This window comes from Desulfomicrobium macestii, assembly GCF_014873765.1.
Lineage (GTDB): Bacteria > Desulfobacterota > Desulfovibrionia > Desulfovibrionales > Desulfomicrobiaceae > Desulfomicrobium > Desulfomicrobium macestii.
The window spans coordinates 1-22,715 of record NZ_JADBGG010000034.1; the positions used below are offsets into that span (position 1 = coordinate 1).

At 58.7% G+C, this 22,715-nt stretch carries 20 protein-coding genes; 11 read left to right on the top strand and 9 right to left on the bottom strand.

The features are described 5' to 3' along the window. Positions 1 to 566 precede the first annotated feature (566 nt). The 5 genes from H4684_RS17065 to H4684_RS17085 all read right to left on the bottom strand — a co-directional run bounded on the left by H4684_RS17065 (position 567) and on the right by H4684_RS17085 (position 4,618). Positions 567 to 1,421: a helix-turn-helix domain-containing protein gene (locus H4684_RS17065; protein ID WP_192624674.1), complete on the bottom strand. Its 855-nt coding sequence runs from the start codon at positions 1,419 to 1,421 to the stop codon at positions 567 to 569. Positions 1,422 to 1,557: 136 nt separating this feature from the next. Further along, positions 1,558 to 1,794 (bottom strand): helix-turn-helix transcriptional regulator, encoded by a 237-nt coding sequence (locus H4684_RS17070; protein ID WP_225940514.1) that lies wholly within the window; start codon positions 1,792 to 1,794, stop codon positions 1,558 to 1,560. A gap of 147 nt (positions 1,795 to 1,941) precedes the next feature. Then, on the bottom strand, positions 1,942 to 2,763 hold the full coding sequence (locus tag H4684_RS17075) for a hypothetical protein (protein WP_192624675.1): 822 nt from the start codon (positions 2,761 to 2,763) through the stop codon (positions 1,942 to 1,944). Positions 2,764 to 2,878: 115 nt separating this feature from the next. Beyond that, positions 2,879 to 4,078, bottom strand: a complete 1,200-nt coding sequence (locus tag H4684_RS17080) for a tyrosine-type recombinase/integrase (protein ID WP_192624676.1) — start codon at positions 4,076 to 4,078, stop codon at positions 2,879 to 2,881. Positions 4,079 to 4,303: 225 nt separating this feature from the next. Beyond that, positions 4,304 to 4,618: a hypothetical protein gene (locus tag H4684_RS17085; protein ID WP_192624677.1), complete on the bottom strand. Its 315-nt coding sequence runs from the start codon at positions 4,616 to 4,618 to the stop codon at positions 4,304 to 4,306. Positions 4,619 to 4,801: 183 nt separating this feature from the next. Here H4684_RS17085 and H4684_RS17090 point away from each other — a divergent pair, with 183 nt between their 5' ends. From H4684_RS17090 to H4684_RS17105, 4 genes are all read left to right on the top strand, one after another. Then, entirely contained in the window at positions 4,802 to 5,143 is a 342-nt protein-coding gene (locus H4684_RS17090) for a hypothetical protein (protein WP_192624678.1), read from the top strand. Between the two features lie 2 nt (positions 5,144 to 5,145). Then, entirely contained in the window at positions 5,146 to 5,760 is a 615-nt protein-coding gene (locus H4684_RS17095) for a DUF6088 family protein (protein ID WP_192624679.1), read from the top strand. Between the two features lie 186 nt (positions 5,761 to 5,946). After that, complete coding sequence (locus H4684_RS20720) at positions 5,947 to 6,819, top strand: rhodanese-like domain-containing protein (RefSeq protein WP_225940515.1); 873 nt, start codon at positions 5,947 to 5,949, stop codon at positions 6,817 to 6,819. Beyond that, positions 6,816 to 7,244 carry a MauE/DoxX family redox-associated membrane protein gene (locus tag H4684_RS17105; protein WP_192624680.1) on the top strand — a complete coding sequence of 143 codons (429 nt, stop codon included), beginning with the start codon at positions 6,816 to 6,818 and terminating at the stop codon, positions 7,242 to 7,244. Before H4684_RS20720 ends, H4684_RS17105 begins: the two co-directional genes overlap by 4 nt. Here H4684_RS17105 and pabB read toward each other — a convergent pair. The 3 genes from pabB to H4684_RS17120 form a co-directional block, all read right to left on the bottom strand. Continuing rightward, positions 7,241 to 8,977: an aminodeoxychorismate synthase component I gene (gene pabB, locus H4684_RS17110; protein ID WP_192624681.1), complete on the bottom strand. Its 1,737-nt coding sequence runs from the start codon at positions 8,975 to 8,977 to the stop codon at positions 7,241 to 7,243. The two genes, H4684_RS17105 and pabB, sit on opposite strands and share 4 nt — an antisense overlap. A gap of 204 nt (positions 8,978 to 9,181) precedes the next feature. Continuing rightward, positions 9,182 to 9,319, bottom strand: coding sequence for a hypothetical protein (locus H4684_RS17115; RefSeq protein WP_153304612.1), 138 nt, complete (start codon positions 9,317 to 9,319; stop codon positions 9,182 to 9,184). Positions 9,320 to 9,642: 323 nt separating this feature from the next. Further along, positions 9,643 to 10,497, bottom strand: coding sequence for a rhodanese-like domain-containing protein (locus H4684_RS17120; protein ID WP_092192209.1), 855 nt, complete (start codon positions 10,495 to 10,497; stop codon positions 9,643 to 9,645). 134 nt (positions 10,498 to 10,631) lie between these two features. Here H4684_RS17120 and H4684_RS17125 point away from each other — a divergent pair, with 134 nt between their 5' ends. The 7 genes from H4684_RS17125 to recD are packed head-to-tail and all read left to right on the top strand — an operon-like array spanning position 10,632 to position 21,474. Next, the gene (locus H4684_RS17125) at positions 10,632 to 10,901 is read left to right on the top strand and encodes an ArsR/SmtB family transcription factor (protein ID WP_092192211.1); all 270 of its coding nucleotides are present in this window, start codon (positions 10,632 to 10,634) and stop codon (positions 10,899 to 10,901) included. A 7-nt stretch (positions 10,902 to 10,908) separates the two neighbouring features. Next, positions 10,909 to 12,084 carry a mercury methylation corrinoid protein HgcA gene (hgcA, locus tag H4684_RS17130; RefSeq protein WP_264080969.1) on the top strand — a complete coding sequence of 392 codons (1,176 nt, stop codon included), beginning with the start codon at positions 10,909 to 10,911 and terminating at the stop codon, positions 12,082 to 12,084. A gap of 7 nt (positions 12,085 to 12,091) precedes the next feature. Beyond that, positions 12,092 to 12,367, top strand: coding sequence for a mercury methylation ferredoxin HgcB (gene hgcB, locus H4684_RS17135; protein ID WP_192624682.1), 276 nt, complete (start codon positions 12,092 to 12,094; stop codon positions 12,365 to 12,367). Between the two features lie 59 nt (positions 12,368 to 12,426). Further along, a complete protein-coding gene (locus H4684_RS17140) occupies positions 12,427 to 12,981 on the top strand; it encodes an HDIG domain-containing metalloprotein (RefSeq protein ID WP_192624683.1) in 555 nt (184 codons plus the stop codon). A 14-nt stretch (positions 12,982 to 12,995) separates the two neighbouring features. Further along, positions 12,996 to 16,178 carry an exodeoxyribonuclease V subunit gamma gene (recC, locus tag H4684_RS17145; protein WP_192624684.1) on the top strand — a complete coding sequence of 1,061 codons (3,183 nt, stop codon included), beginning with the start codon at positions 12,996 to 12,998 and terminating at the stop codon, positions 16,176 to 16,178. Next, entirely contained in the window at positions 16,175 to 19,690 is a 3,516-nt protein-coding gene (recB, locus tag H4684_RS17150) for an exodeoxyribonuclease V subunit beta (RefSeq protein ID WP_192624685.1), read from the top strand. Before recC ends, recB begins: the two co-directional genes overlap by 4 nt. Then, positions 19,690 to 21,474, top strand: coding sequence for an exodeoxyribonuclease V subunit alpha (gene recD / locus H4684_RS17155; protein ID WP_192624686.1), 1,785 nt, complete (start codon positions 19,690 to 19,692; stop codon positions 21,472 to 21,474). The genes recB and recD overlap by 1 nt, the downstream gene beginning before the upstream one ends. On the opposite strand, the gene H4684_RS17160 is transcribed toward recD, so the two are convergent. Next, on the bottom strand, positions 21,465 to 22,568 hold the full coding sequence (locus H4684_RS17160; RefSeq protein WP_225940516.1) for a glycosyltransferase: 1,104 nt from the start codon (positions 22,566 to 22,568) through the stop codon (positions 21,465 to 21,467). The two genes, recD and H4684_RS17160, sit on opposite strands and share 10 nt — an antisense overlap. Between the last annotated feature and the right edge of the window lie 147 nt (positions 22,569 to 22,715).

The following is a 22,715-nucleotide window of genomic DNA, read 5'->3' on the forward strand; positions in this document are numbered from 1 at the left end:
GGGGCTATCGATCAACTCGAAACCTGATCGCCATGATCTACCTCATCGGGGGGAGGCTTAAATTTGCCCTACCCACTTGAAACAGCGAGGAACCAGTTTCTGAGGCTAATTGAGCTTGATGCCTTGGCCAAGGCCTTCCAGGACTGCTTCGATGCCTCCCGTGACAAAAGAGATGTCACGCTCAAAGCTCTTTGGTGCTCTTTGTCACTGGATCTGTTCGGTCTCGCAGTTCTGTGAACTCGGATCGCAGCTTCACGATCTCGGACCAAAGCTTGCGAGTCCGACTGTCAATCATGCTCTCTAAACCTGCGGTTTCGTCTTCAATAGCGGCTAAACGCTCTGGAAATGACGAAACGTTCATGCTATACCCATGCATGGTGAAAAAAAAGAACACGCACGCGTAGCGTGAGAGCCGCAGGGTCTCGCGCTTGATTGTTATAATACTTTTTCTAATCCAGGATAAATACTAGTTCCTGGGGAATTATTGCCACTTTTTGGAAGCGTTAAAATGACCACGTTGCCACCCTGTAACGGGTAATAAATGCTCATCATGGGTAAATATTGCATCATGTGATTTTCAATCTTGAATTGAGATATTCAGTTGTTTCGTGATTGAACCCAATACCGTCGAGCAAATTGACTTGCCAATATTCAGGCGCGTGCTCATTCCTTGCTATGACTTTCATCTTGGAACTGCTCAAAAAATCCACGGCGGTAGCATAGCTCCTGCGGCCTATTCCGGCGAAGTCAATCAACGCTTCCCGGTCAGCCCTGCACCAGTCGCATTCCCTCGAAGCGTACCATTCACGCCATTCATCCGAATCAACTCGCAACCAATCACCCTCCAGTTCTAAGTCAGGCCTTGGTTTTGCAAAAATGCGCATCACCGGATAGAGCGCATGGGTCACAGGATGATCACCCATGACCGACCATATGCCGCCTTGGAACAAGGAGGCATACAGCGGGACATAGAAATCGTCATGCGGTAACTGTAGATGGTAAATCGTGAGGGGGCGGCCCGCTGTTGTGGTCGCCTTTCGTGTCGAGATGAGCCCAGCATCTTCGAGGATGCGCAGTCCACGACGCACAGTCTTGCGACTGTTGAGGCCAGACAGGGCGCAAATGAGCTCCTGGCTCGGCCAGCATTTATGATCACGATTCTCAAAATGTAGAAGGACAGGCAAAACAGATTTTGAAGCCAGGGGCAGTTCCGCCCAAATTCCTGGGGTATCAATCAAGCCGTCAGACGATACTTTGAAAATCAATGACCTTGGAAATTGACAGAACCGGCCTAATGTCGACTGATCAAATATTTTCCATCGATATGTGAAGCCCGGATCAAGAGTATCGACAGCAGGCAGCAGCGCGGATTCGTGTTTTTGTGCTGGCTTTTTCGTGGGACGTTTCTTGACAGCACTCATGAATCACCCCGACAGCAAAAACCTTGACAGTCAAAATAAATTGGCCAAAAAGGTTCTAGCGGATTTGAATCACCTCCCCGCCCATCCTTGAAGCCCCGGCCTTCCACGCTGGGGTTTCCCTTTTCTGGAATCATGGTCAGCGCTCCCCAATCGGGGTAATCTTGGATGCTTCTAAGAAGGTGTCGAGGTCTTCTCTCAAATATCGCACACTGCGAGAAATTTTCAAATACTTAGGGCCTTTGTTGTAGAACCGCCAGGCCTGCAAAGTTTTGACTGACATTCCAAGGTACGCTGCTGCTTCTTGCTCTCGCATCGTTCTTTGCACGTTGGGGATGTAGTCGACATGTTTTTTCGGTTCGTTGATCATACCCATGTTGTCATCTCCTTTTGGAATAAAAAATGGCCGCCTGCGGGACACCACATACGACCATCGGAGACCATAGAACTAAAAATATGGATATGACTTTATTTTACATGCGCTACTGTCGGACACTGAAATCGGTTTCTAATATCAGGCCCCCTATATTTCGAGCACTTCTACGGCATCAATACATTTGCGCGTATTGGCAAGCCAGCGCTGAAACTGCCTTTCGCTGGAATTTGCCTTACCAAAGTTCTTCGGCCCATGTTCTTTCAGTTTTTTTCGAACTCTGCGAATTCCTTCGGCGTCTGACACCTCATTTTCTTCTATATAGTCAAACAATAAGAGGCCAATAGCGCGGGATTCATCGCTTACAGTTCTGTACACAACGCCCTTAGCGCAAAGCTCTTCCTGTATCCTTTTAATATCATAATCAACTAATATTCCAAAATCTAAGGCATTAAAATCATTTTTTAAATATTCATGCTTTATATATTTAAGCAAATCTCTTATATCAGTTATAATATAATTCGTATTATTATTAATATCTACAGAAACATGTAAAATATTTCTTTCATTAATATTGTAAGAGATAATCGAACTATCCCTTTCAACTGGATTTAATGATTTTCCAATGCAGATATCATTTACTATATCTAAAGGGTTTTGCTTCCAACATGCATAAGAAAAATTATTATTTATATACTTGCTTAATTCTAATAATCTGCTTATATCATTATAATTATCATTATAAAAATCAAGATCAGTATTTTCAAAGTAGTTTATACCTCTCAAGCAACTTTTGTACAAAATTTTTTTTAATTCAATATTTTCACCACATAATGAGTAAATATAGTCATAAGTTGCATTTTTTTCATTTGCCATCTGTTTATAGTTAATATTTCTTACAGTATATTGACCTTTCCAGTATGTATACCCATTAACCCATTTAATAGAAGCAGTATTTTTTTGTACTGGCATGTAATCTACCTCTGATTATATCCTGAATATATCCAGAAGGGGCACCCCCCTTTCGCCGCCGATGATCAGTCGGCGGCTAGGCCCTGGAAAGATTCCGCCTGGCCCGACGTCAGAATCATTTCCCGTTGATACTGACCACCTTGTTTTGCTCTTCGGCCAATCCGTTGAAAATATCGTCCACCACCTGCCCGGCCCGAGTCAGGCTTTCGTCACGCAAATGGGCGTAACGCTGGGTCATGTCTGCGCTCTTGTGAGTCATGAGCTTTTGCAAGGTGTACATATCCACCTTGCCCGAGCTGGCCAGCATGGACGCGTACACATGCCGTAATCCATGAAGGGCGCGGAAATCTTTAGGCAAGCCCGCCGCCTTCTTGATCTTATTCACCTGATCCGCAATCCTTGTTCGCGGCGCATAATTGCCGTTTTTGTCAGGTCGACCGGCAAAAACAAACTGGCAAACCTTGGGCATGGATTCGAGCAACTTCCTCGCCTGAGCATTCATCGGGATAGTCTGATCCTTCCCGCCCTTGGGGTCACGCAACCGGATGAAACCACGATCAAAGTCAAGGTCCGACCATTCCAGTTTGAACATCTCCCCACGCCTCATGCCCGTGTAAAGAGCGCAAAGCATCATCGGCCCGGCCACAGGGTGCTTGTCCTTCTCGATTGCATCCAAAAGATCTTGGAGCTGATCCGGAGTCAAGTCCTCGGTCCTGTGGTTATTCAGTTTGGGAAGTTCCAGTTTGAAGGGTAGGGGCGGACACAGATTGCGGTTCACGCCAAAGTTGATGATCCGGCGCAAGAGTTCCAGAGTATTGTGGACTGTAGCGGGCTTGCGGGTCTTGCTCATCTTCACCCGGAGACGATCGACGGAAAGGGGATCAATCTCGCTTGGGGTCTTGGAGCCGAAAGCCGGATCAATGTACATGCTAAAACGGTAATCGTCCGTGATGGCAATGCGGGCCTTGTCCTCATTGTTTGCCCGGTATTCCTTCCATAACTTGCTAATGGTCCACCGCCCGGACTCTGATTCTTTAGCGGCCTGTTCTGCTGCCCGGATCTCTGAATTCGTTGGAGCCCTCCCTCGAATCTTGTCAGCACGGACCAGCGACGCAAGGAACGGACTCCAATACTTTTTATGGTTCGGCTTTGGGGCCTTCTCGGAGGTCCGCCCCACCTTGTCCTCGTAGAGCTTTCCATCACGCTTGTAACGGATGTAGATGATGTGGTCCGGCTCACCACTGGCAGGGGAAACAGAGGCAACAAGAAAGACTCCCTTAAAACCTTCAGCCGCGATTCGTTTCTGTCTGGCCATGTGTCTCCTCCCGATCTCTGCGCGTTGCCTGGGCAGGAACGCAGGGACTATTTCCCCCACCGCTGCCCCCACCGTTTAAGATCAAAATAAGCCAAATTTGAGGGGTGTCAATAGTAAAGTATACGCAATAACTATCTGATAAATAACATAAAATAGAAATGAGTAAAAAATGGTAAAAAAGATAAGTCTGCGTTCGGGACGCAGAGACCGGAGGTTCAAATCCTCTCATCCCGACCAGAAAATCAAGGGCTTGGATATAAAAAATCCAGGCCCTATTTTTTTGGTAATATTCACCGACAACACAAGCCACATGAGAACCCGCACGTCACTTTCGGACCCAACAATTTCAAGCACATCGCATAGCCACCACGCTAAATCGGAAAATTTCAAAACATGACAAAGGATCTCCTTGAGCATGAGGAAGAAGTCTTCATCTGCGGTCGCCAGTCCAACTATTGCGGGCTCTAGCCCAACAGAAAAGGCCCCGTCAGGAATGGCGGAGCCTTGATCATTTCTACTATTCCCGATTCCACGCTTCACCGCCCACTTGCATCGCGTTCTGGTTTGCCGCCCCCCTCTTCCTGTTATTTTGCTCACAATTTCTGCGGATTGCGAAACCTGCCGCCCTACGCTACGAGGAAGGGAATTTTGCGAAAATTGTTGCCGGGAGTGGCACGTTAGGCAAGGCCTGTAGACCGCCGAGGAATTCGAGTAGCTGCCAAGTTGGGCAAGGCCACACTTTACCTTTCTGTTTTGTCATTTACCCGCAAACATCCCGACGTCGGCGAAACTGTTAGCCACACACGCCCCGACCAAAACGCGAATATTCATCAAAGGAACAATATGGCCAGCCGTGCAGCACCAAAACAGGAAGAGCCCGTGGAGGCAATCAAACAGGCTCAACGCCTGAAATCGCCAGGACTCATCGCCAACAACGAAGCCTTTCTCCGCCTGCTGACCGAGGGCATCAAGGTCAGCTATCAAGTGCAGGGACAGGTACGCGGGCGACTGGCCATAAATCCAGAAAAACGACCTTATATTTCTGGATCAACTGAAGTCATTTAATTATGAAAAATTTAATAGAATCATGCTATTACTTTATTGCAGGCCACGGCAGGGGGTGGGCGTTCTCGTCCAGCGATTTGCTGAGCCGTTTCAGCCGCCAGCAGGCCGACAGTCTGCTTTCGGAACTGGTCAAGCAAGACAAGATCCGCCGGGTCGCCAGAGGAATTTATGATTACCCCGCCTACAGCGAATTGCTGAAAAAACAGCTCAGCCCGGACATGGATCAAGTGGCCAATGCCTATGCCCGCAAGTTCAACTGGCGCATTGCCGTTTCCGGCGAAACAGCCCTGTACATGCTGGGACTGTCCACCCAGGTACCAGCCAGTTATGTGTATCTGAGTGATGGTCCCGGTCGCCGCTATGAGGTGATGGGACAGGTGCTGGAATTTAGAAAAATCAAACTGAGGGACATGGGCTTTAAGCATCGTAATAGCACATTGCTGGTTCAAGCGCTCAAGGCGCTGGGCAAAGAGCACGTTACGCCGGAGGTAATCACCAGGATTCGGACACAGCTTGATCCCGGGCATTATGAGCGCATTCTCAGAGACACCCAAAGTAGCACCGGTTGGGTCCATGAAGCCATCCGACAAATATGCAGGCCCGACGGCGATGGATGAAGTAGCCTATCTTCCGGACAAGCAGCGTAAAGAGCTGTTCGCCGAGACGTCGGCGGCAACAATAATCCACCCGGTATGCTCCGCTCTTGCCTCTTCCTCCGCCAGAGAAACGCACCTTGCCCACCCCGCCCTTGCCTTGCAGGACGTGAGGTCGTAGGAACACGGCCAAGCACCCAGGAGCAATACATGAAACCACCCATTTCTTTCGGCATAAAGACCGTGATCATCATCGGCCTGTCTGTAGGCCTGGCATTGGCCTTCAACGCCACGCGGCTGGACAGGCTGCCTCTGGTCCATGATCCGGAAGTCGCGGCGCAGGCCGCTGCCCAGCGCGGGGAGATATCCCTCGCCGACGCGGTCCTTCTTTTTGAATCCGGAAAAGCCGTTTTTGTCGATGCGCGGGAAGCAGGCGAATATGAGCATGGACACATTGAAGGCGCGCTGTCCCTTGACCCTCTTTCATTCGGACAGAGCTTTCCCGCACTGCGGGAGCTGCTCGAAGGGGCGACGACGATCGTGACGTATTGCGACGGGGAGTACTGCGAACTGAGCCGGGAACTGGCCGAGCAGCTGGAAAGTATGGGATTGCAGGACGTCCGCGTGCTCAAGAACGGCTGGACCCTGTGGCGCGACCAGGGACTGCCCACCGCCACTGGCGGCCAGGCAGCACCGGAGCAGACCTCCCCGACGCCGATGAACGAAGGAGAGACGCACCCGGCCGAGCAGTCAAACGGGACCGCGCCGCCGCAAGCGCCACTGGAAGTGCCTACGGAAACGCCTATGGAAGCGGGCCCTCTGGAACCCGCGCCCCTGGAGCCCCCCCTTGAGCCGACAATCCCGGATCAAGCGCCCCTGGAGGCCGCTCCGGCCAAGCCCGCGCCATTGGACCGGCATCAAGAACCCGCGCCCCAGGAACAGCCGTCTTTGGACTCTGCCCCGCTGGAACCAGCTCCGCTGGAAACCGCCCCGGTGGAAACCGCTCCAATGGAAACCGCGCCTGAGGAACCGGCGACTCAGTCCCCTCCCCTTGATTCAAAACCCCTGGGAGAAAAATCATGAACGCAGCATCCTTGTCCCGGGGCTCGCGCCTGGCCCTGGCCCTCATCTTCGTGGCTGCCGCCCCTCAGAAAATCATGGCTCCGGCGGATTTCGCCGCCAGCGTGGGCAGCTATCTCATCCTGCCGGACATACTCATCAATTTCACAGCCCTGACCCTGCCCTGGCTGGAAATGATCGTGGCCTTCCTGCTCGTGTGCCGCGTCTGGACCGGGCCCGCCCTGTTCCTGGCCAACGCCATGCTCATCGTCTTCCTGGGCGCGATCCTTGGCGCATACTTCCGGGGCATCGACCTGAACTGCGGGTGCTTCTCCAGCACGCCCGGGACTTCCGGCGACATGGTCTTCTACATCGTCCGCGACGTCATTTTCGTGGCCATCGGCCTGACGGCGGCCTGGTTCCATCGGCGCGGGCTCGACGCGGACTAGGCCGATCCCGGCACTGGACCGGCCAGAACGCATTCCCGCCATCCCCGCACGGAATTGATCAGCCACAGGCGCGTGCAGCGGGGCAGATCATCCACCAGCACCACGTCTTCCCTAATCCGGCCTTCCTGCAGCAACCGGGCACGCATGGTGCCCGGCAGCAGTCCGCAGGCAAGAGACGGTGTCAACAGTTCGCCATCAAGTTCGACGACCAGATTGGCGATGGTCGATTCCGTCACCTCGCAGCGTCCGTTCCAAAGCAGCACATCATCCACCCCCGCCACTTGCGCCTTGGCCTGATCGTAAACGGCGCGCCTTGTGGTCTTGTGGAAAAGAAACGGATCGGCCGCATCCACCGCCGACAGAGCCAAAGACACCCGGCAGGGCGACGGTCCGGGCAAGGGACGATGTTCAATGCTCCAGACACCGGCAACGTCCATGGTCAGACGCAGCACCCCTTCCATGCCGCAAGCCGCCGAGATTTCCCGTAACAAGGCTTCCCGCAAGGCTTTCTGGTCAAACCTGAAGCCGAAATACGCGGCGCTCTCTTTCAAGCGCAGCAAATGTTCGTCGAGCAGAAAAATGCCCTCGCCCCGGGCCCAGCGCATGGTTTCAAGCAACGAGAATTCCGGCTCCGGGTCGGCCAGCACGCGGGCCTTGATGCGCGTCTCCCGGAATTCCGCCCCCGGATCGGAATCCCAGACAATGCCCCCGCCCACTCCATACTCGGCCATGCCCAGGGATTTTTCGACCAGAACCGTGCGGATGGCCACGTTGAAACGCGCCTTGCGGCCGGGACTGATCACTCCGATGCACCCGGTATAGATGCGGCGCGGCGAAATTTCGAGTTCTTCAATGATGTTCATGGTCCGGACTTTGGGTGCGCCGGTGATCGAGGCGGCCGGAAACAGGGCCGCCATGACCTGGGCTGTGGACTCCCGCGTGCGTCCGCTCACCAGCGAGGTCAGCTGCCAGAGCGTCGGATAGCGCTCCGCGCGGAAAAGCTCGGGCACGTGCACGCTGCCGGGCAGGCAGATCCGTCCGAGGTCGTTTCGGACCATATCGACGATCATCACGTTTTCGGCCCGCTCCTTTTCCGATACGGCAAGGCCCCGGGCCAAGGCCTCGTCCTCTTCGCGCCAGCGCCCCCTCGGAGCGGTGCCCTTCATGGGACGGGACCAGATCTCCTCCCCATCGCGCTCGAAGAACATTTCCGGCGAAGCGCTGCACAGCGCAAAATCGGCGGTGTCGAGAAAGGCCGCGTGCGGCGACGGCTGGCGACTGACGAGCCGACCGAAGAAATCCCAGGGGTCCATGTCGAACCGGGCGCGCAGACGATGGGTGAAATTGACCTGATAGGTTTCGCCCCGAGCCAGATATCCGCGGATGCGTTCCAGGGCGCGTCCATGGGCCCCGGCGTCCAGCTCCGAGACCCAATCAAGGGCGTGTCCAGGCTTTGACGGGCCCAGGGATATGGTGGCGGGGGATTCAAAAAGGCCGAACCAGGCCAGGGGAAAATCGCCGCAGCAGGCACGGGGCATGGCCGGGTCGAAGGCCCTGCCCGCCTCATAGGCCAGAAACCCCACGGCATGAAGCCCGCCCTTTTCCACTTCGGCTTCAAGGTGGGCCAGCAGCGCGGGCACTTCCTCGTGCCTGCGGGCCACAAAAATGGCCCGGGGGCGCTCGTAGCGCACCCAGGCCGAATGTTCGGAGGAATAGAGGACAGCGACGGACATGGTCCTGCCCTATCGCGCGCCCCGGCGCAGCGCAACAAGGCAAAGGGTCCCGCCCCATGGCCGGGTGCCGGTGCTTCAAGGCAGCCTCGCCGAGACCCTGTTCGCAGGTGAAGGAAAAAACGGCGCAAAGGACAAAAAAACCACGGCCGGAAGGTGCCAGTTCCTTCCGACCGCGGATACGCGAAAGCCGAGCCGCCCTGATTTCTATGCGATCACGAAGGCAACGAGCTGCCCCATGAAATGCACGACATCCGACATCTGGTTTAAAAGTGTATCGCTCCAGCCATAAGCAACAAGAGTCGCCATCCCGGCAAGCCAGAAAAGGTAACATAACTGCTTCATGACATTCCCCCCAAGATCTTAATGGATATGATCGGCGCTTCTTTTTGAGCGCCTGGACTTTCCATTGAGCAAAGGGTGTGCCTAAGCGACCATTCCACGGCAACGTGCCGTCATGCCTTGAGTTTTCGATATCCGGTCAAAATATGAGTAGTTTGATCCAAATAACCTAGCGCAAAGACCGTACACCGTGCGCAATACTTCTCTCACTACCCATCCTTCTCGGTACGCTCTGATAAAAAACCCTTCCTGAAACTACCTATCTCCGAGACAGAACGCGTATAAATACTCGTAGAATTATCGGATCAATCCCTAGTCATCACAAATCAGTTCGTTGTCCTGGACCCGCCACCGACCAGCTCGTCCATAAGCTGGCCCAATCTTTCCAGATGCGTCTTTTCCTCACTGGCGATCTGCTCCAGGATGGCGCGGTTGTCATCGCTCTGGGTCCAGGCGGCGGAACGGATGTAAAGATCCAGGGCCTGGGCCTCGATGGACATGGCCAGGGAGATGACATCGACCGGGCTTTCGAAGTCAGGCTTGAAGCGCTCCATGTATTCCTCGGTGGTCATGCCGCCTTCCATGAGCGGAGTGACGAACCGGCACTCGAAATCCCCGCGATCGTCCTTGCCGGTGATGCGGGTGTATTCGGCGAAAAGGCGGTCCTTGTGCTTGATTTCGATGTCGGCCAGGAGGCGGAACACGCTCTTGACCTTTTCATCGCTGACCCGGTCCAGCATGCGCAGATAAAAGTCGCGCAGCCCCTCTTCCAGGGAATAGGCCGTGGCCAGAATCATTTCGGCGCTGTCGAGCTCCGCGAAAATGTCCACGCCGGCCTCTTCCGCGCCAAAGGCAGCCTGACCGTTCCAGGCCTTGAAACCTCCGCTCATGTTGATGACCTGCTCATAGCCCTTGCCGGCCAGGGTCTGGGCTGCGATCCGGCTGCGCCCGCCAATGGCGCAATAAACCAGAACCGGCTTGAACGGGTCGATCTGGTCCAGGGAGTCGGTCAGCACCGCCAGCGGCACAAGCGTGGCTCCGGGGATATGCCCCTCCTCGTATTCCCCCGGCTGACGTACATCAAGAATGGTCACTTCCTGCAGGGTCTTGTCGGACAGATAGGCCCGGGCCTCGTCGGGATTCATGGACTGAACCGGGGTCAAGAATTGTTTCCAGCGCATTGTAAGTCTCCTCCATCTTTATATCTTGGCACCATGCCCCTTGCGCCAAGAAAACTCAATACGATCGGCGCGTTGACACGAGGCTTTAATCATCGTATTTTTACGAAATACGATATGTTTGACCGGAGCACATCATGACCCAGGAACAGACCTTGGCCTCTCTCTGCAAAGCCCTCGGGCATCCCGCGCGCGTGGCGATCCTGAAGCATCTCCTGCAGGTGGACAGCTGCATCTGCGGAGAGATCGTGAACATCCTGCCCCTGGCCCAATCCACGGTCAGCCAGCATCTGAAGCAGCTCAAAGAAGCGGGCCTGATCCGCGGCGAGATCGAAGGACCGCGCATCTGCTATTGCGCGGACAAAGGCCGTCTGGCCGAACTCAAAAACCTCATCACCTCTCTGTAGGCTCGAAATGAAACCTCTGCAGCCCTTTCCCATGGCCCCTGGCGGACCCTGCGACGAACTCCGCGAGACAGACGCGCTTTCCTGCGCGACCTCCCCGGCACCCGGCCCGTGCTGAGGCCCGCCACCCGCCCCTGGTGCAGGGGTGGACGACCTGGCCGGCTATCGGATCGAGTCCTATGTGGACGGCTTTCTGCCCACCGCGCATGCCCGGGTACCCCGTGTCAGAACCAGGCCCACCCGCCTGGACCGGCTCGGGACCTGCCGCGCCCGGCTGGGACTTGACCGCAACAACTACACCGTCAACCCCGGCCTGTACGCCATCGGCAGCCCCGGGCCCGAAGCACCCGTCATCGTCACGGCCAACTACAAGCTGACCTTCGACACGGTCCGATTCGCCCTGGCCGGACGGAACCTCTGGCTGCTGGTCACCGACACGCGCGGCATCAACATATGGTGCGCGGGCGGCAAGGGCACCTTCAGCGCCGGGGGCATCGCCGAACAGGTGCGCAAGACCGGCCTTGAGCGCATCGTCTCCCATCGCCGTCTCATCCTGCCCCAGCTCGGAGCCAACGGAGTGCGCGCCCGCGACCTGCGCAAGGCCTGCGGCTTCGAGGCCGTCTTCGGGCCCGTGCGCGCCGGCGACCTGCCCCGCTATCTGGACAATGGCATCGACGAAGCCATGCGCGCGGTGACCTTCAGTCTCAGGGAGCGGGCCGAGGTCATTCCCGTGGAGCTGGTCCTGGGCTGGAAACTGATCCTGACCGCGATCCTGGTGACGGCGGTGCTCAGCCTCATCGGCCCAGAATTCTCCCTGAACGCAATCCTGCAGCGATGGGCCCTGGCCTCCACCGCCACGGGCCTTGGCCTGACCGCCGGGGCGATCCTGTTCCCCCTGCTCCTGCCCGCGTTGCGCACGCGCCTCTTCTCCCTGGGCGGAGCCGGGCTGGGGCTGGCTCTGGCCGTGCTGACGCCGGCCATCTTTCCCCAGCTCTCCTGGGTCGCCACCGCGGGCGCGGGGCTCTGGACCGTATCGCTCGCTTCCTGGCTGGCTCTCAACTTCACCGGCTCCACGCCCTACGCCTCACCTTCGGGGGTGGAAAAAGAGATGCGAAAAGCCATCCCGATCCTGGCCGTCGGCACGCTCCTGGCCGCGATCCTTTTCGTGACCGCCAATTTCCTGTGAGGACAACATGAAAAACTTCCGCCATCTCGAAAACGTGGCCACCCTGGCCTACGACCGCGACAAATGCGTGGGCTGCGGCCTCTGCGCCACGGTCTGTCCGCACCGCATTTTCGCCGTGCAGGACGGCAAGGCCGAAGTTCTGGACCGCGAGGCATGCATGGAATGCGGCGCCTGCGCCCTGAACTGTCCGACCTCGGCCATCACCGTCACTCCCGGGGTGGGCTGCGCGGCTTACATCATCCAGACGTGGCTGCCGGGAAAACGCGGAGCATCCTGCTGCTGAAACCTTGACCACGACCAAGAAATGCACGAGTTTCGTCAGCGCAAACCCAAGGAGAAATCATGCTCAACCGCACCGAAGCTCTCGCAATGATCAAGGACAGCGCGCCGGATCATCTACTCATTCACGCACTGGAAACCGAGGCCGTCATGCGCGCCCTGGCCACCCGCCTGGGCCATGATCCCGAAACCTGGGGCTTGGCCGGGCTGCTGCACGACCTCGACTATCCCCAGACCAAGGAGACGCCTGAAAGGCACGGCCTGCTCACGGCCGAAATGCTGACCGGCAAGCTTCCGGATGACGCGGTGCAGGCCATCGCCCGCCACAACGAGATCAACGGCAACCAGCCCGAATCCCAATTCGATTACGCCCTGCGCTGCGGCGAAACCGTGACCGGCCTCATACACACGGCGGCGCTGGTCCGGCCGACCCGCATGCAGGGCATGGAGGCCAAGAGCCTGAAAAAGAAAATGAAGGACAAGGCGTTTGCGGCCTCGGTCTGCCGCGAGACCATCAGGGAATGCGAAAAGATCGGCATGGAGCTTGGCGATTTCCTGAGCCTGGCCATCGGTGCGATAACCGCCATCGAGACCGAAGTGGGCCTGGCGGCATCCTGACTCCCGCAGGCCCCATGCAAGGATTCCTCCTTCACGCCTCCAACCGCCTGGAAATCCTGACCGAGCTGCTCGCCAGGGTCCTTGGCGGTCCATTGGACCCCATGCAGCCGGAAACCATCCTGGTCCAATCCGGCGGCATGCAACGCTGGGTCTCCATGCAGCTGGCCCGCAAGCACGGGATCTGCGCGGGCGTCCACTTCCCCTTTCCGGTGGCCTTCGCCTACGACCTTTGCCGCGAACTGCTGGACGACGTGCCCCGTGAATATCCCTTGAGCAAGGAACGCATGCTCTGGAGCATCGTGCGCCTGCTGCCCGGGCTGCTGGACGAGCCGCAATTCGCCCCCCTGAAACGATACGTACGCGACGACTCGCAGCTCAAGGCCGTGCAGCTGGCCGAGCGCATCGCCTACCACTTCGATCAATACCTCATCTTCCGTCCGCACTGGTCCGCCCGCTGGGAGAGCGGAACGACGAGCGGCGACTTCCGACTGCCCGGACACATGGCCAGTGAAGCCTGGCAGGCCCGTCTCTGGCGCGAACTGATCCGGAACATGCCCGGAGAGCACCGCGCCGCCCTGCTGGACCGGGCCATCGCCAGCCTGAACAGCGGCGCGCCCCTGCCGGAACTTCCCTCCCGCATATGCGTCTTCGGCATCCCGACCCTGCCGCCCATCTATCTGGATCTGCTGACGGCCCTGGCCCGGCGCAGCCAGGTGCACGTCTTCCTGCTCAGCCCCTGCCGCACGTACTGGGGGGATCTCATGACCCGCCGGGAGCAGCGGCGCGCCTACCGCACCCAGGACTCAACCTCCGAGGAACGCCCCGAAGACGCAACGCCCCTGGCCGGGCTCGGCGCGGTCGGGCGGGATTTCCTGGAACTGCTGCTCGACAGGGACGCACTGGAAACAAAGCTTTACGATGAGCCCGACGCATCACGAATGCTCGGCAGGCTCCAAGCCGATCTGCTGGACCTGAATTCATGCGAGGAGAAGATCGATTTTTCGGACAGTTCCATCCAGATCCATTGCTGCCACAGCCCCCTGCGTGAAATGGAAGTACTGCGGGACCTCATCCTTGATCTTCTGACAGAGGACCCGTCCCTCTCGCCCCAGGACATCCTGGTCATGAACCCGGACATCGAAGGCTACGCGCCCATGATCCAGGCCGTGTTCGGCACATCCGAGGAAAACATCCCCTTCTCCATCTCCGACCGCAAGCCCACCAGGGCCGCCGAGACCATTCGCATCTTCCTGGAGTTCCTTGAATTCGGCCAGCAGCGTTTCGAAGCCTCCCGGGTCTGCGCCCTGCTCGAAGCCCCGCCCGTGCGAGAACATCTGGGGCTGGACGCGGCCGAAACGGGCCGTGTGCTTGAATGGGTCCGGCAGAGTGGCATCCGCTGGGGCCTGGACCAAAATTTCCGCAGGAACGCCGGACTGGGAGAATACGGCCAAAATACCTGGGAGAGCGGACTTGGCCGCCTTTTTCTGGGCTACATGACCGGACAGGCCGAGACCATGCGCGGCATCGCCCCTTTGGCCCTGCGCGGCGCGGCCGAACAGGAGTTGCTGGGCAAAGTCACGGCATGGATCGACAATCTCGCAACCCTGTGGGGCAGGCTGCGCGGCACCCACACGCCGCAGGAGTGGCGCGAGTGTCTGCTGTGGATTCTTGAAACCTTCTTCGCCCAGGACCGCACCCAGGCCGAGGCCCTGCTCGCCATACGCACGGCGGTGTCCGACCTGACCAAAGACATGGGCAATTTCGAGGCCGACGGCCGGACCATGCTCCATCTCATCCGCAAACGCCTGGACGAAAGCGGAGGCGAATCCGGCTTCCTGGCCTCGGGCCTGACCTTCTGCGGCCTGAAGCCCATGCGTTCCATCCCCTTCCGGGTGATCTGCCTGACGGGCCTGACCAGCACGGCCTTTCCGCGCCAAGACCTGCCACCTGGCTTCGATCTCATGACCGCCCGCCCCAGGCCCGGCGACCGGTCCTTGCGCGAGGACGACCGCTATCTCTTCCTTGAGAGCATCATCTCGGCACGCGACAATCTCATCCTGACCTATCCCGGCCTCTCCCAATCGGACAATGCCGAGGCCCCGCCCTCGGTCCTGGTTTCCGAGCTGCTGGACTTTCTCGACAAATGCTACACCGCGGACGGCAAGAAGCCCTCCGAGGCGCTCCGCTTCCGGCACAAGTTGCAGGCCTTTCACCCGGACTATTTCAGCGCGGATGCGCCGATATTCTCCTATTCCAGACAGAACCTCGCCGCCGCGCGCGCCCTTTTCAAAAGCCACGCCCCCAGGACATTTTTCCCTGAAGCGATCCCCGCCGATCCGGAGCTGCCTGAAAGCGAGATCGACATCGAAGAGCTAATCCGCTTTTTCATGCACCCATGCCGTCAGCTGCTCAGAAAATTGCGCATCAACCCGGCGGGCGGCGAGGAAGATTTTCCTGATGAAGAGCCACTCAAGGCGCCGTCGGGCCTGGAGGCCTACGGCCCGTTGCAAACACTCCTGGACCGGACTCTGCAAGCGCCTGACGCCGATCTTGGCGAGCTGCTCCTGGCCTGGCAGATCCTGCCGCCCGGCCACGCCGGGACCGACGCCGGACGAAAGCTCCTGGCCTCCATCCATTCCCTTGCGCAACAGGCCCGAACGTTCATCGACGGAGCCAAGGAGGAGCAGCTCGACCTGCGCCTGCATCTCGATCGCTTCAGGCTCACGGGCCGCATAGGTCTCCACGGCGACCGCATTCTTGGCTGCCGCCCGGCCAAGACCAACGCCAGGGACATGCTCAGCCTCTGGATCAGGCACCTGGCAGCGGCAGCGGTCGGCAGTCCGGCGCAATCGCTGCACATAGGCACCCAGGCCAGCTTCATGGCCCCGGCGGTCAAAGACGCCGGGCACACGCTTAAACAACTCCTGCTCGCATACGAACGCGGCATGGTTTCGCCGCTGCCCCTCTTTTCCCGTACCTCCCTGGCCTTTGCCGAAGCACGCTTCGCGGCCAAGCCCAAGACGCGGCCGCAGGCCCTGGCCAGCGCGCTCAAGCAGTGGGAGGGCGGCTACATGGTCAGCCCCGAGCGCGACGATCCGTACCTGTCCTTTCTGTACCGGGACCAGGAGCCCGACTGGGAGGACTTCATGGACGTGGCCGAAGAGATTTTCGCACCGATCCTCGGAGGCGCGTCATGAAGCGGCCCATGAACCTCTGCACCGCGCCCCTGAACGGCACCACGCTCATCGAAGCCAGCGCGGGGACCGGCAAGACCTACACCCTGGCCGGACTTTTCGTGCGTTTGCTACTGGAAAGGAATCTGACAGTGGACCAGATCCTGGTGGTGACCTTCACGGAGGCCGCCACGGAGGAGCTGCGCGGCCGCATCCGCAAGCGTCTGTCCGACATGGCCGGAGTGCTGGCCGACGAACTTGAGGCGGACGATGAGCTTGAACGCGACCTCCTGGCCCGCTTTGGCGGCACCGACTCCGCCCGTCGCCTGGCCCTGGCCGTGCGCAACTTCGATCTGGCCCAGATCTTCACCATCCACGGCTTCTGCAAGCGCATGCTCGGCAAGAACGGCTTCGAGTGCTCGGCCCTCTTCGACACGGAACTCGTACCCGACCTCAAGGATCTGCGCCGCCAGGTCTGCGTGGACTTCTGGCGCGAACACATCCTGCCCCTGCCCGGCCTGACCGGATCCGAGGTGCGCGCAAGGCTGGCCCCGGAACATCTGGAAGAGCTGGCCGGCCTGCCTTTCCTGACCCAGAAAATCAGAATCGTTCCCGACACCATCCCGCCGGACCCGGCGCCCCTGGATCAGGCCGTGCGGGAAGCCTGTGAGAGGCTTGGCGACTCATGGGCCGTAGTTGAGCGGGAGGTCCGGGAGCTGCTCCTTGGTCAGGCCGGCAACTTCAACGCGCGCATGTTCACGCCAGGCAAGCTGGACCAGCGTCTGGATGCGATGCAAAACTTTCTGGCAGATCCCGGCATCGGCCCCAAGGACCGCCTCAAGCTCCTTGGCGAGCTGACCCCGGAGTACATGCGGGCCATGACCAAGAAGTCCTTCACGGCGCCTGAGCATCCATTCTTCGAACGCGTGCAGGAAATCCTGACCCTGATCCAGGCATTGAGCCAGGCCCTTGGTCCTTTCGTGGTCCGTCTGCGCCATCAATTCCTGACCGGCGTCACGGCGCGCATGGACGAACTCAAGAAGCGCCGCAACGTGCAGGGCTTCGACGACCTGCTGCGCAACATGCACGCGGCCCTGGCCAGTCCCGAGCTGGTCGCGGCGGCCCGGAGCCAGTACCACGCGGCGCTCATCGACGAGTTTCAGGACACCGACAGCCTGCAATACGACATCTTCCGCACCCTGTTTGCCGCCCGCGACGAGGATGACGGCAATGAACGCGCCCTCTTTCTCATCGGCGACCCCAAGCAGGCCATCTACTCCTTTCGCGGCGCGGACCTGCACACCTATCTGGACGCGGCCAAGGACTGCGCCCGGAGCACGACCCTTGGCGTCAATTACCGCTCCACTGTCGAGCTGATCGAAGCCGTGAACCGGCTTTTTTCCAGGAACCAAAACCCCTTCCTGCATGAAGACATCACCTACCAGCCGGTCAGCGCTCCGGGTCCGGATCAGGAAAAATTCATGCACGATGGGCAGCTCTGCGCGCCCATGGTCATCTGGCAGGTTCAAAGCGAGGACAAACCCTTGAGCAAGGGCGCGCTGCTCCCGCGCATCTGCCGCGCCGTCTCCGCCGAGATCAGCAGACTGCTGCGCGATAGCGCCGAGGGGCGAGTCCGCATCGGCGAGAAATCCCTTTTGCCCGGCGACATCGCCATTCTGGTCGAAACTCACGCCCAGGGCGAAGCCGTGCATCAGGCCCTTGGTCGCCTTGGCATCCCCGGGGTTCTGACTCACACCAGCTCGGTTTTCGCCAGCGCCGAGGCCACGGAACTGCTGTCCGTGCTGCGGGGCATGGCCGATTGCCGTCGCCCGGCAGCGCTGCAAACTGCCCTGGCCACGTCCGTGATCGGCCTTACAGCGCCAGAACTGGCCAGACTGGACGAGGATGGCGGAGAACTCGAAAGATGGTTCGAGCGCCTGCTCGCCTGCCGGGACCTCTGGGAACGCCGGGGCGTCATGGCCGCCGTGCGCCGGCTCTTTGCCGACCTGTCCGTGCGTGAACGCCTCGTCTCCCTGCAGGGCGGGGAGCGGCGCATGACCAACGTCCTGCATTGCCTGGAGCTGCTCCACGCCCGTGAACGCGAATCGGGCGCATCCATGCACGCCCTGCTGACCTGGTTCGCGCGGCAGTTGCACACCGCCACCAGCGAGGAATCGCAACTGCGCCTGGACACGGACCGCGAGGCGATCCAGATCGTGACCATCCACAAGAGCAAGGGCCTGCAGTATCCGGTGGTCTTCTGTCCCTTTGTTTACGGAAAGGCCAGGTGCCCCGAGGACAGGGCGCTGATTCACGATGACGGCCTGCTGCTGGATCTGGGATCGCCGGACCTGCCAGCCCGAAAAAGCATGGCCGAGACCGAGGCCCGCACCGAGCGCGTCCGCCTGCTGTATGTGGCCCTGACCCGGGCGGTGAACCGCTGCTACGTGGTCTGGGGACGCATCCGCGAGGCCGAGACCTCCGGCGCGGCCTGGCTTTTTCATGGCCGTCATGCAGACGGCGACGGCTCCCTGAGCTGGGATGTCATCCCTGAAGAGACGCTCGCCGCCGATCTTGCCGAACTGGCCTGCGAGCACATCGAGGTGACGGCCATGCCCGACACGGAGCCCGAGCAGGGTCCAGCGCAATTCACCCACGCGCCGGACCTCGACTGCCGGACATGGGAGCGCACTCTTGGTCCAGGCCAGGGCCTGGCCAGCTTCACGGGCCTGACACGCGGCTCGGAACACGCAGCCCGCCCGGGGCTGGACGAAGCGGACGCATCCGGCCAGACCGACGGCAACGCCCTGTCCATGGCCAACTTCCCGCGCGGAGCCGCCGCCGGATCGTGTCTGCATCAGATTTTCGAACACATCGATTTCACGGACAGTGGCACCATCCCGGCTGCGGTGACCCGCGCCCTGGATGCATACGGCTTTGATCCGGCCTGGGAGGGGACTGTCCGCGACATGGTCGAGCAGACACTACGCGCCGATCTGGGGAAATTTCGCCTGGAGACGATCGGAGCACGGGACAAGCTGGTCGAACTGGAATTCCTCTTCCCCCTGCGCCCCGTGACCCGCGAGGCCCTGGCCGCAGTGTACCGCGATGCCGCCCGGGTGCTGCCCGAGGACCTGCCCGAGCGCATGGAGGGCCTGCGCTTCGAGCCGCGCCGGGGGTTCATGACCGGCTTCATGGACCTTGTGGTTCGCCGCGAAGGAAAATACTACCTGCTCGACTGGAAATCCAACTGGCTCGGCCCCACGCCAGGCCACTACACGCCCGAGGCCCTGCACGCGGCCATGGCCGGCAACCACTACTTCCTGCAATACCACCTCTATTGCGTGGCCCTGGACCGTCATCTGGCCCTGCGCCTGCCGGATTACGACCGCGCGGCGCATTTCGGCGGCGTGCGTTACGTCTTCCTGCGCGGCATCGACCCGGATCGGCCCGGACAAGGAGTGTACGCAGATTGCCCGGACCCGGGCTTCCTGAGCGCCCTGGAAGACGCCCTCATCGACATGGAGAAGCGCTGATGTTCGCAAACCCCGCCATTCTGCCCCGTCTTGCGGCCAGCGGTCTCTTCCTGGAGGCGGACCTCTATCAGGCCCGCTTCGCCGCCTCCCTGGCCCGCGCCGGGCATGAGGACATGGTCGCCGCACTGACCGCCCTGACCTCTCTGGCCGTGCGCGAAGGACACGTCTGCCTGGATCTCGCCGACCCGCAAGTCATTGCGCACCTGACGGAACTGGTCCCGAACGCATCCGCCATGCATGAGCTTCCCGATTCGGACGTGATCGCCGATCCAAAGGGCCAGGCACCGCTGATCCTGTCCGGAACGCGACTGTATTTTTCCCGCTTTTTCAAAGACGAGCAGGCCCTGGCCCACACATTCCTGCGCCTGGCCCAGACTCCTGCCGAACCTCTGCCGCCATCCCTGCAGGACGATATCTTCAAAACCGGAAGGGACGAAATCGACTGGCAGGCCGTGGCCTGTTTTGCCGCGCTCAGAAACAGGTTCTGCGTCATCTCCGGCGGACCGGGCACGGGCAAGACGACCACCGTGGCCAGGATTTTGAAGATGGCGGCACGGATGCATTCGGGCCGGGATTTCGTCATCCGTCTTGCCGCGCCCACGGGCAAGGCCGCTTCGCGCCTGACCGAAGCCCTGGCCACGGCCTTCCCCGGCGGCACCCTTCCACCGGAACTGGCGGCCGGCATGACCCAGGGAGCGCAGACGGTGCACCGGCTGCTCGGCTGGAGCGCCGGGGGCTTTCGCCACAACCAGGGCAATCGTCTGGCCCTGGACATGCTGGTGGTGGATGAAGCGTCCATGCTGGATCTGGAGTTGACCGCGCGTCTTATGGAGGCCTTGCCGGAACATGCCCGCCTTGTGCTTCTGGGCGATCGCAACCAGCTCGCCTCGGTGGAAGCCGGGGCAGTCCTTGCCAATCTGTGCCGGGATGAGGTGGTCAACGCCTTCTCGGACAGGTTCGCCGCCGCTGTCGCCGAAACCTGCGCCGTCAAGCTGCCCGTGACCCAGCACCCCGCCCCACTGGCGGATCATGTGGTGGAACTCAAAAAAAGTTACCGATTCGGATCAGACAGCGGCATCGCGGCCCTGAGCGAACTCATCCGGGACGGAAAGGCCCAGGAGGCCGCGGCGTTGCTGGAAGAAAGGCATGCGGATCTGGAGATGATGCACGGCACAGGGCCAAGGGCCCTTGAGGCTTCGGTGGCGCCGCTGCTGCGCGAGGCGTTCGGGGAACTTGGCGGGACAACCGGACCCGCACGGGCCTTTGAGATTTTCGCGGCCCTGCGCCTTCTCTCACCGGTCCGCAAAGGGCCGCGCGGGACCGAGGCCCTCAATCGTCTGGCAGGCCAGATCCTGGTGGGACAGGCCTTCGAAGCCTGGTACCCGGGCCGACCGGTCATGATTCTCGAGAACGATTACAATCTGGGCCTGTTCAACGGGGATGTCGGCATCGCCCTGTCCGTGGACGGACAGCTGCGGATCTTCTTTCCCGGCGAGGAAGGCTTTGCCTCCTTCTCCCCAGCCCGCCTGCCACGGCACGAGACCTGTTACGCCATGACCGTGCACAAGAGCCAGGGTTCGGAATTCGGGCATACCGTGCTGGTCCTGCCCGAAGAGCCCTGCCAGGTTCTGGGCCGCGAACTCCTCTACACCGCCCTGACACGGGCCAAAAAACGCTTCACCCTGATCGGAACCCCACGACAGGTCAAAGACGCAGTACAAAATCCGGCGCGTCGCGATTCGGGATTGGGGGAGATGCTGGCCCAGTGCAGGACTCAGGCCTGATATTCACGAAGCGTTTTGGCATAGATGGAAAAAAGCCGATCCATGCAACGCTCAATCGTATATCCATCCACGATCCTGCGCCCCGCATCCGCCAACTTCTGATGCAAATCAGGATCGTCAAGCAAGACAGAAAGCTGTGACGCGATGCTTTCCCCGGAAAAATCACAGACAAGCGATGCTTCCAAGCACACTTCAAGCGAAGGTACTACTCGGGATACAACGGCAGGAATTCCGCAATACATTGCTTCAAGATGCACATTCCCGAAACCTTCAAAAAGAGACGGCATGGCAAGAATATCCGACCCTCGTAAAAATGCCCCCACATCCGTTCTGTATCCCGTCAGGATGACCCGGCCCTCCAAACCCATGTCTGAAATCATCGATTCGTAGAGATCGCGCTTGCTCCCTTCACCAACCAGAACCAGGGAAACGTCTTTTCCGGAATCAACAAGAATCTTCAGAGCCCCAATGAGACCTTCAAAATTCTTTTGCTCAACATATCTTCCAATACCAATTATGATTTTCCCACTTAACCCATACATCGCATGCAAGTCGTGCGGCTCAAAATCAAGGCGAGACGTGTCTATTCCATTATGCAAAACAAACTTTTTTCTTTTGAACAAATTATGATCAGAATCTACAATACGGTCTACAGCATGAGAAACAGATATATACGCAGTTGTAAAAAAAGATAAAATTTTATTCGAAAATATTCTACTTATTTTTTTTTCTTTTTTTGTATTATGTATATGCGTCAAAACAGGCTTAGAAAGACCTACAGATGAAATTCTTCCAAAATAATCACCGCTATTATGCATGGTATGAATAATATCCGGTGAATACTTCTTCAGTTCTTTTCTGAGCTTAAAAGCAGTATCAAGCCGATGTGAAGATGCCGCGGAATTTTTTTTGCCGATATTTATCACATCCAGACCGGCAGCGTAAAATTCAGGCAATTTCAAGCCTGTTCCGGAAACGTTGAAGATTTTACATGAATACGTCCCTGAATTTTTCATTCTCAAGGCCACGTCGAAAAGCCAATTTTCAACGCCACCAAAAGGCAGTCCGCCAACAACATACGCAATCTTGATCATCACATCTCCGGCAGCACGTAACCGTGCCTTGTCATGAATATATCAACCATCGGCAACACCGTATGGACTTGTCCGAAACCCAAATTCATCCATCCACATCCCAAAAAAACCTGCTTGAGCGAATAGCCGCAGCATGCATATGGCCGA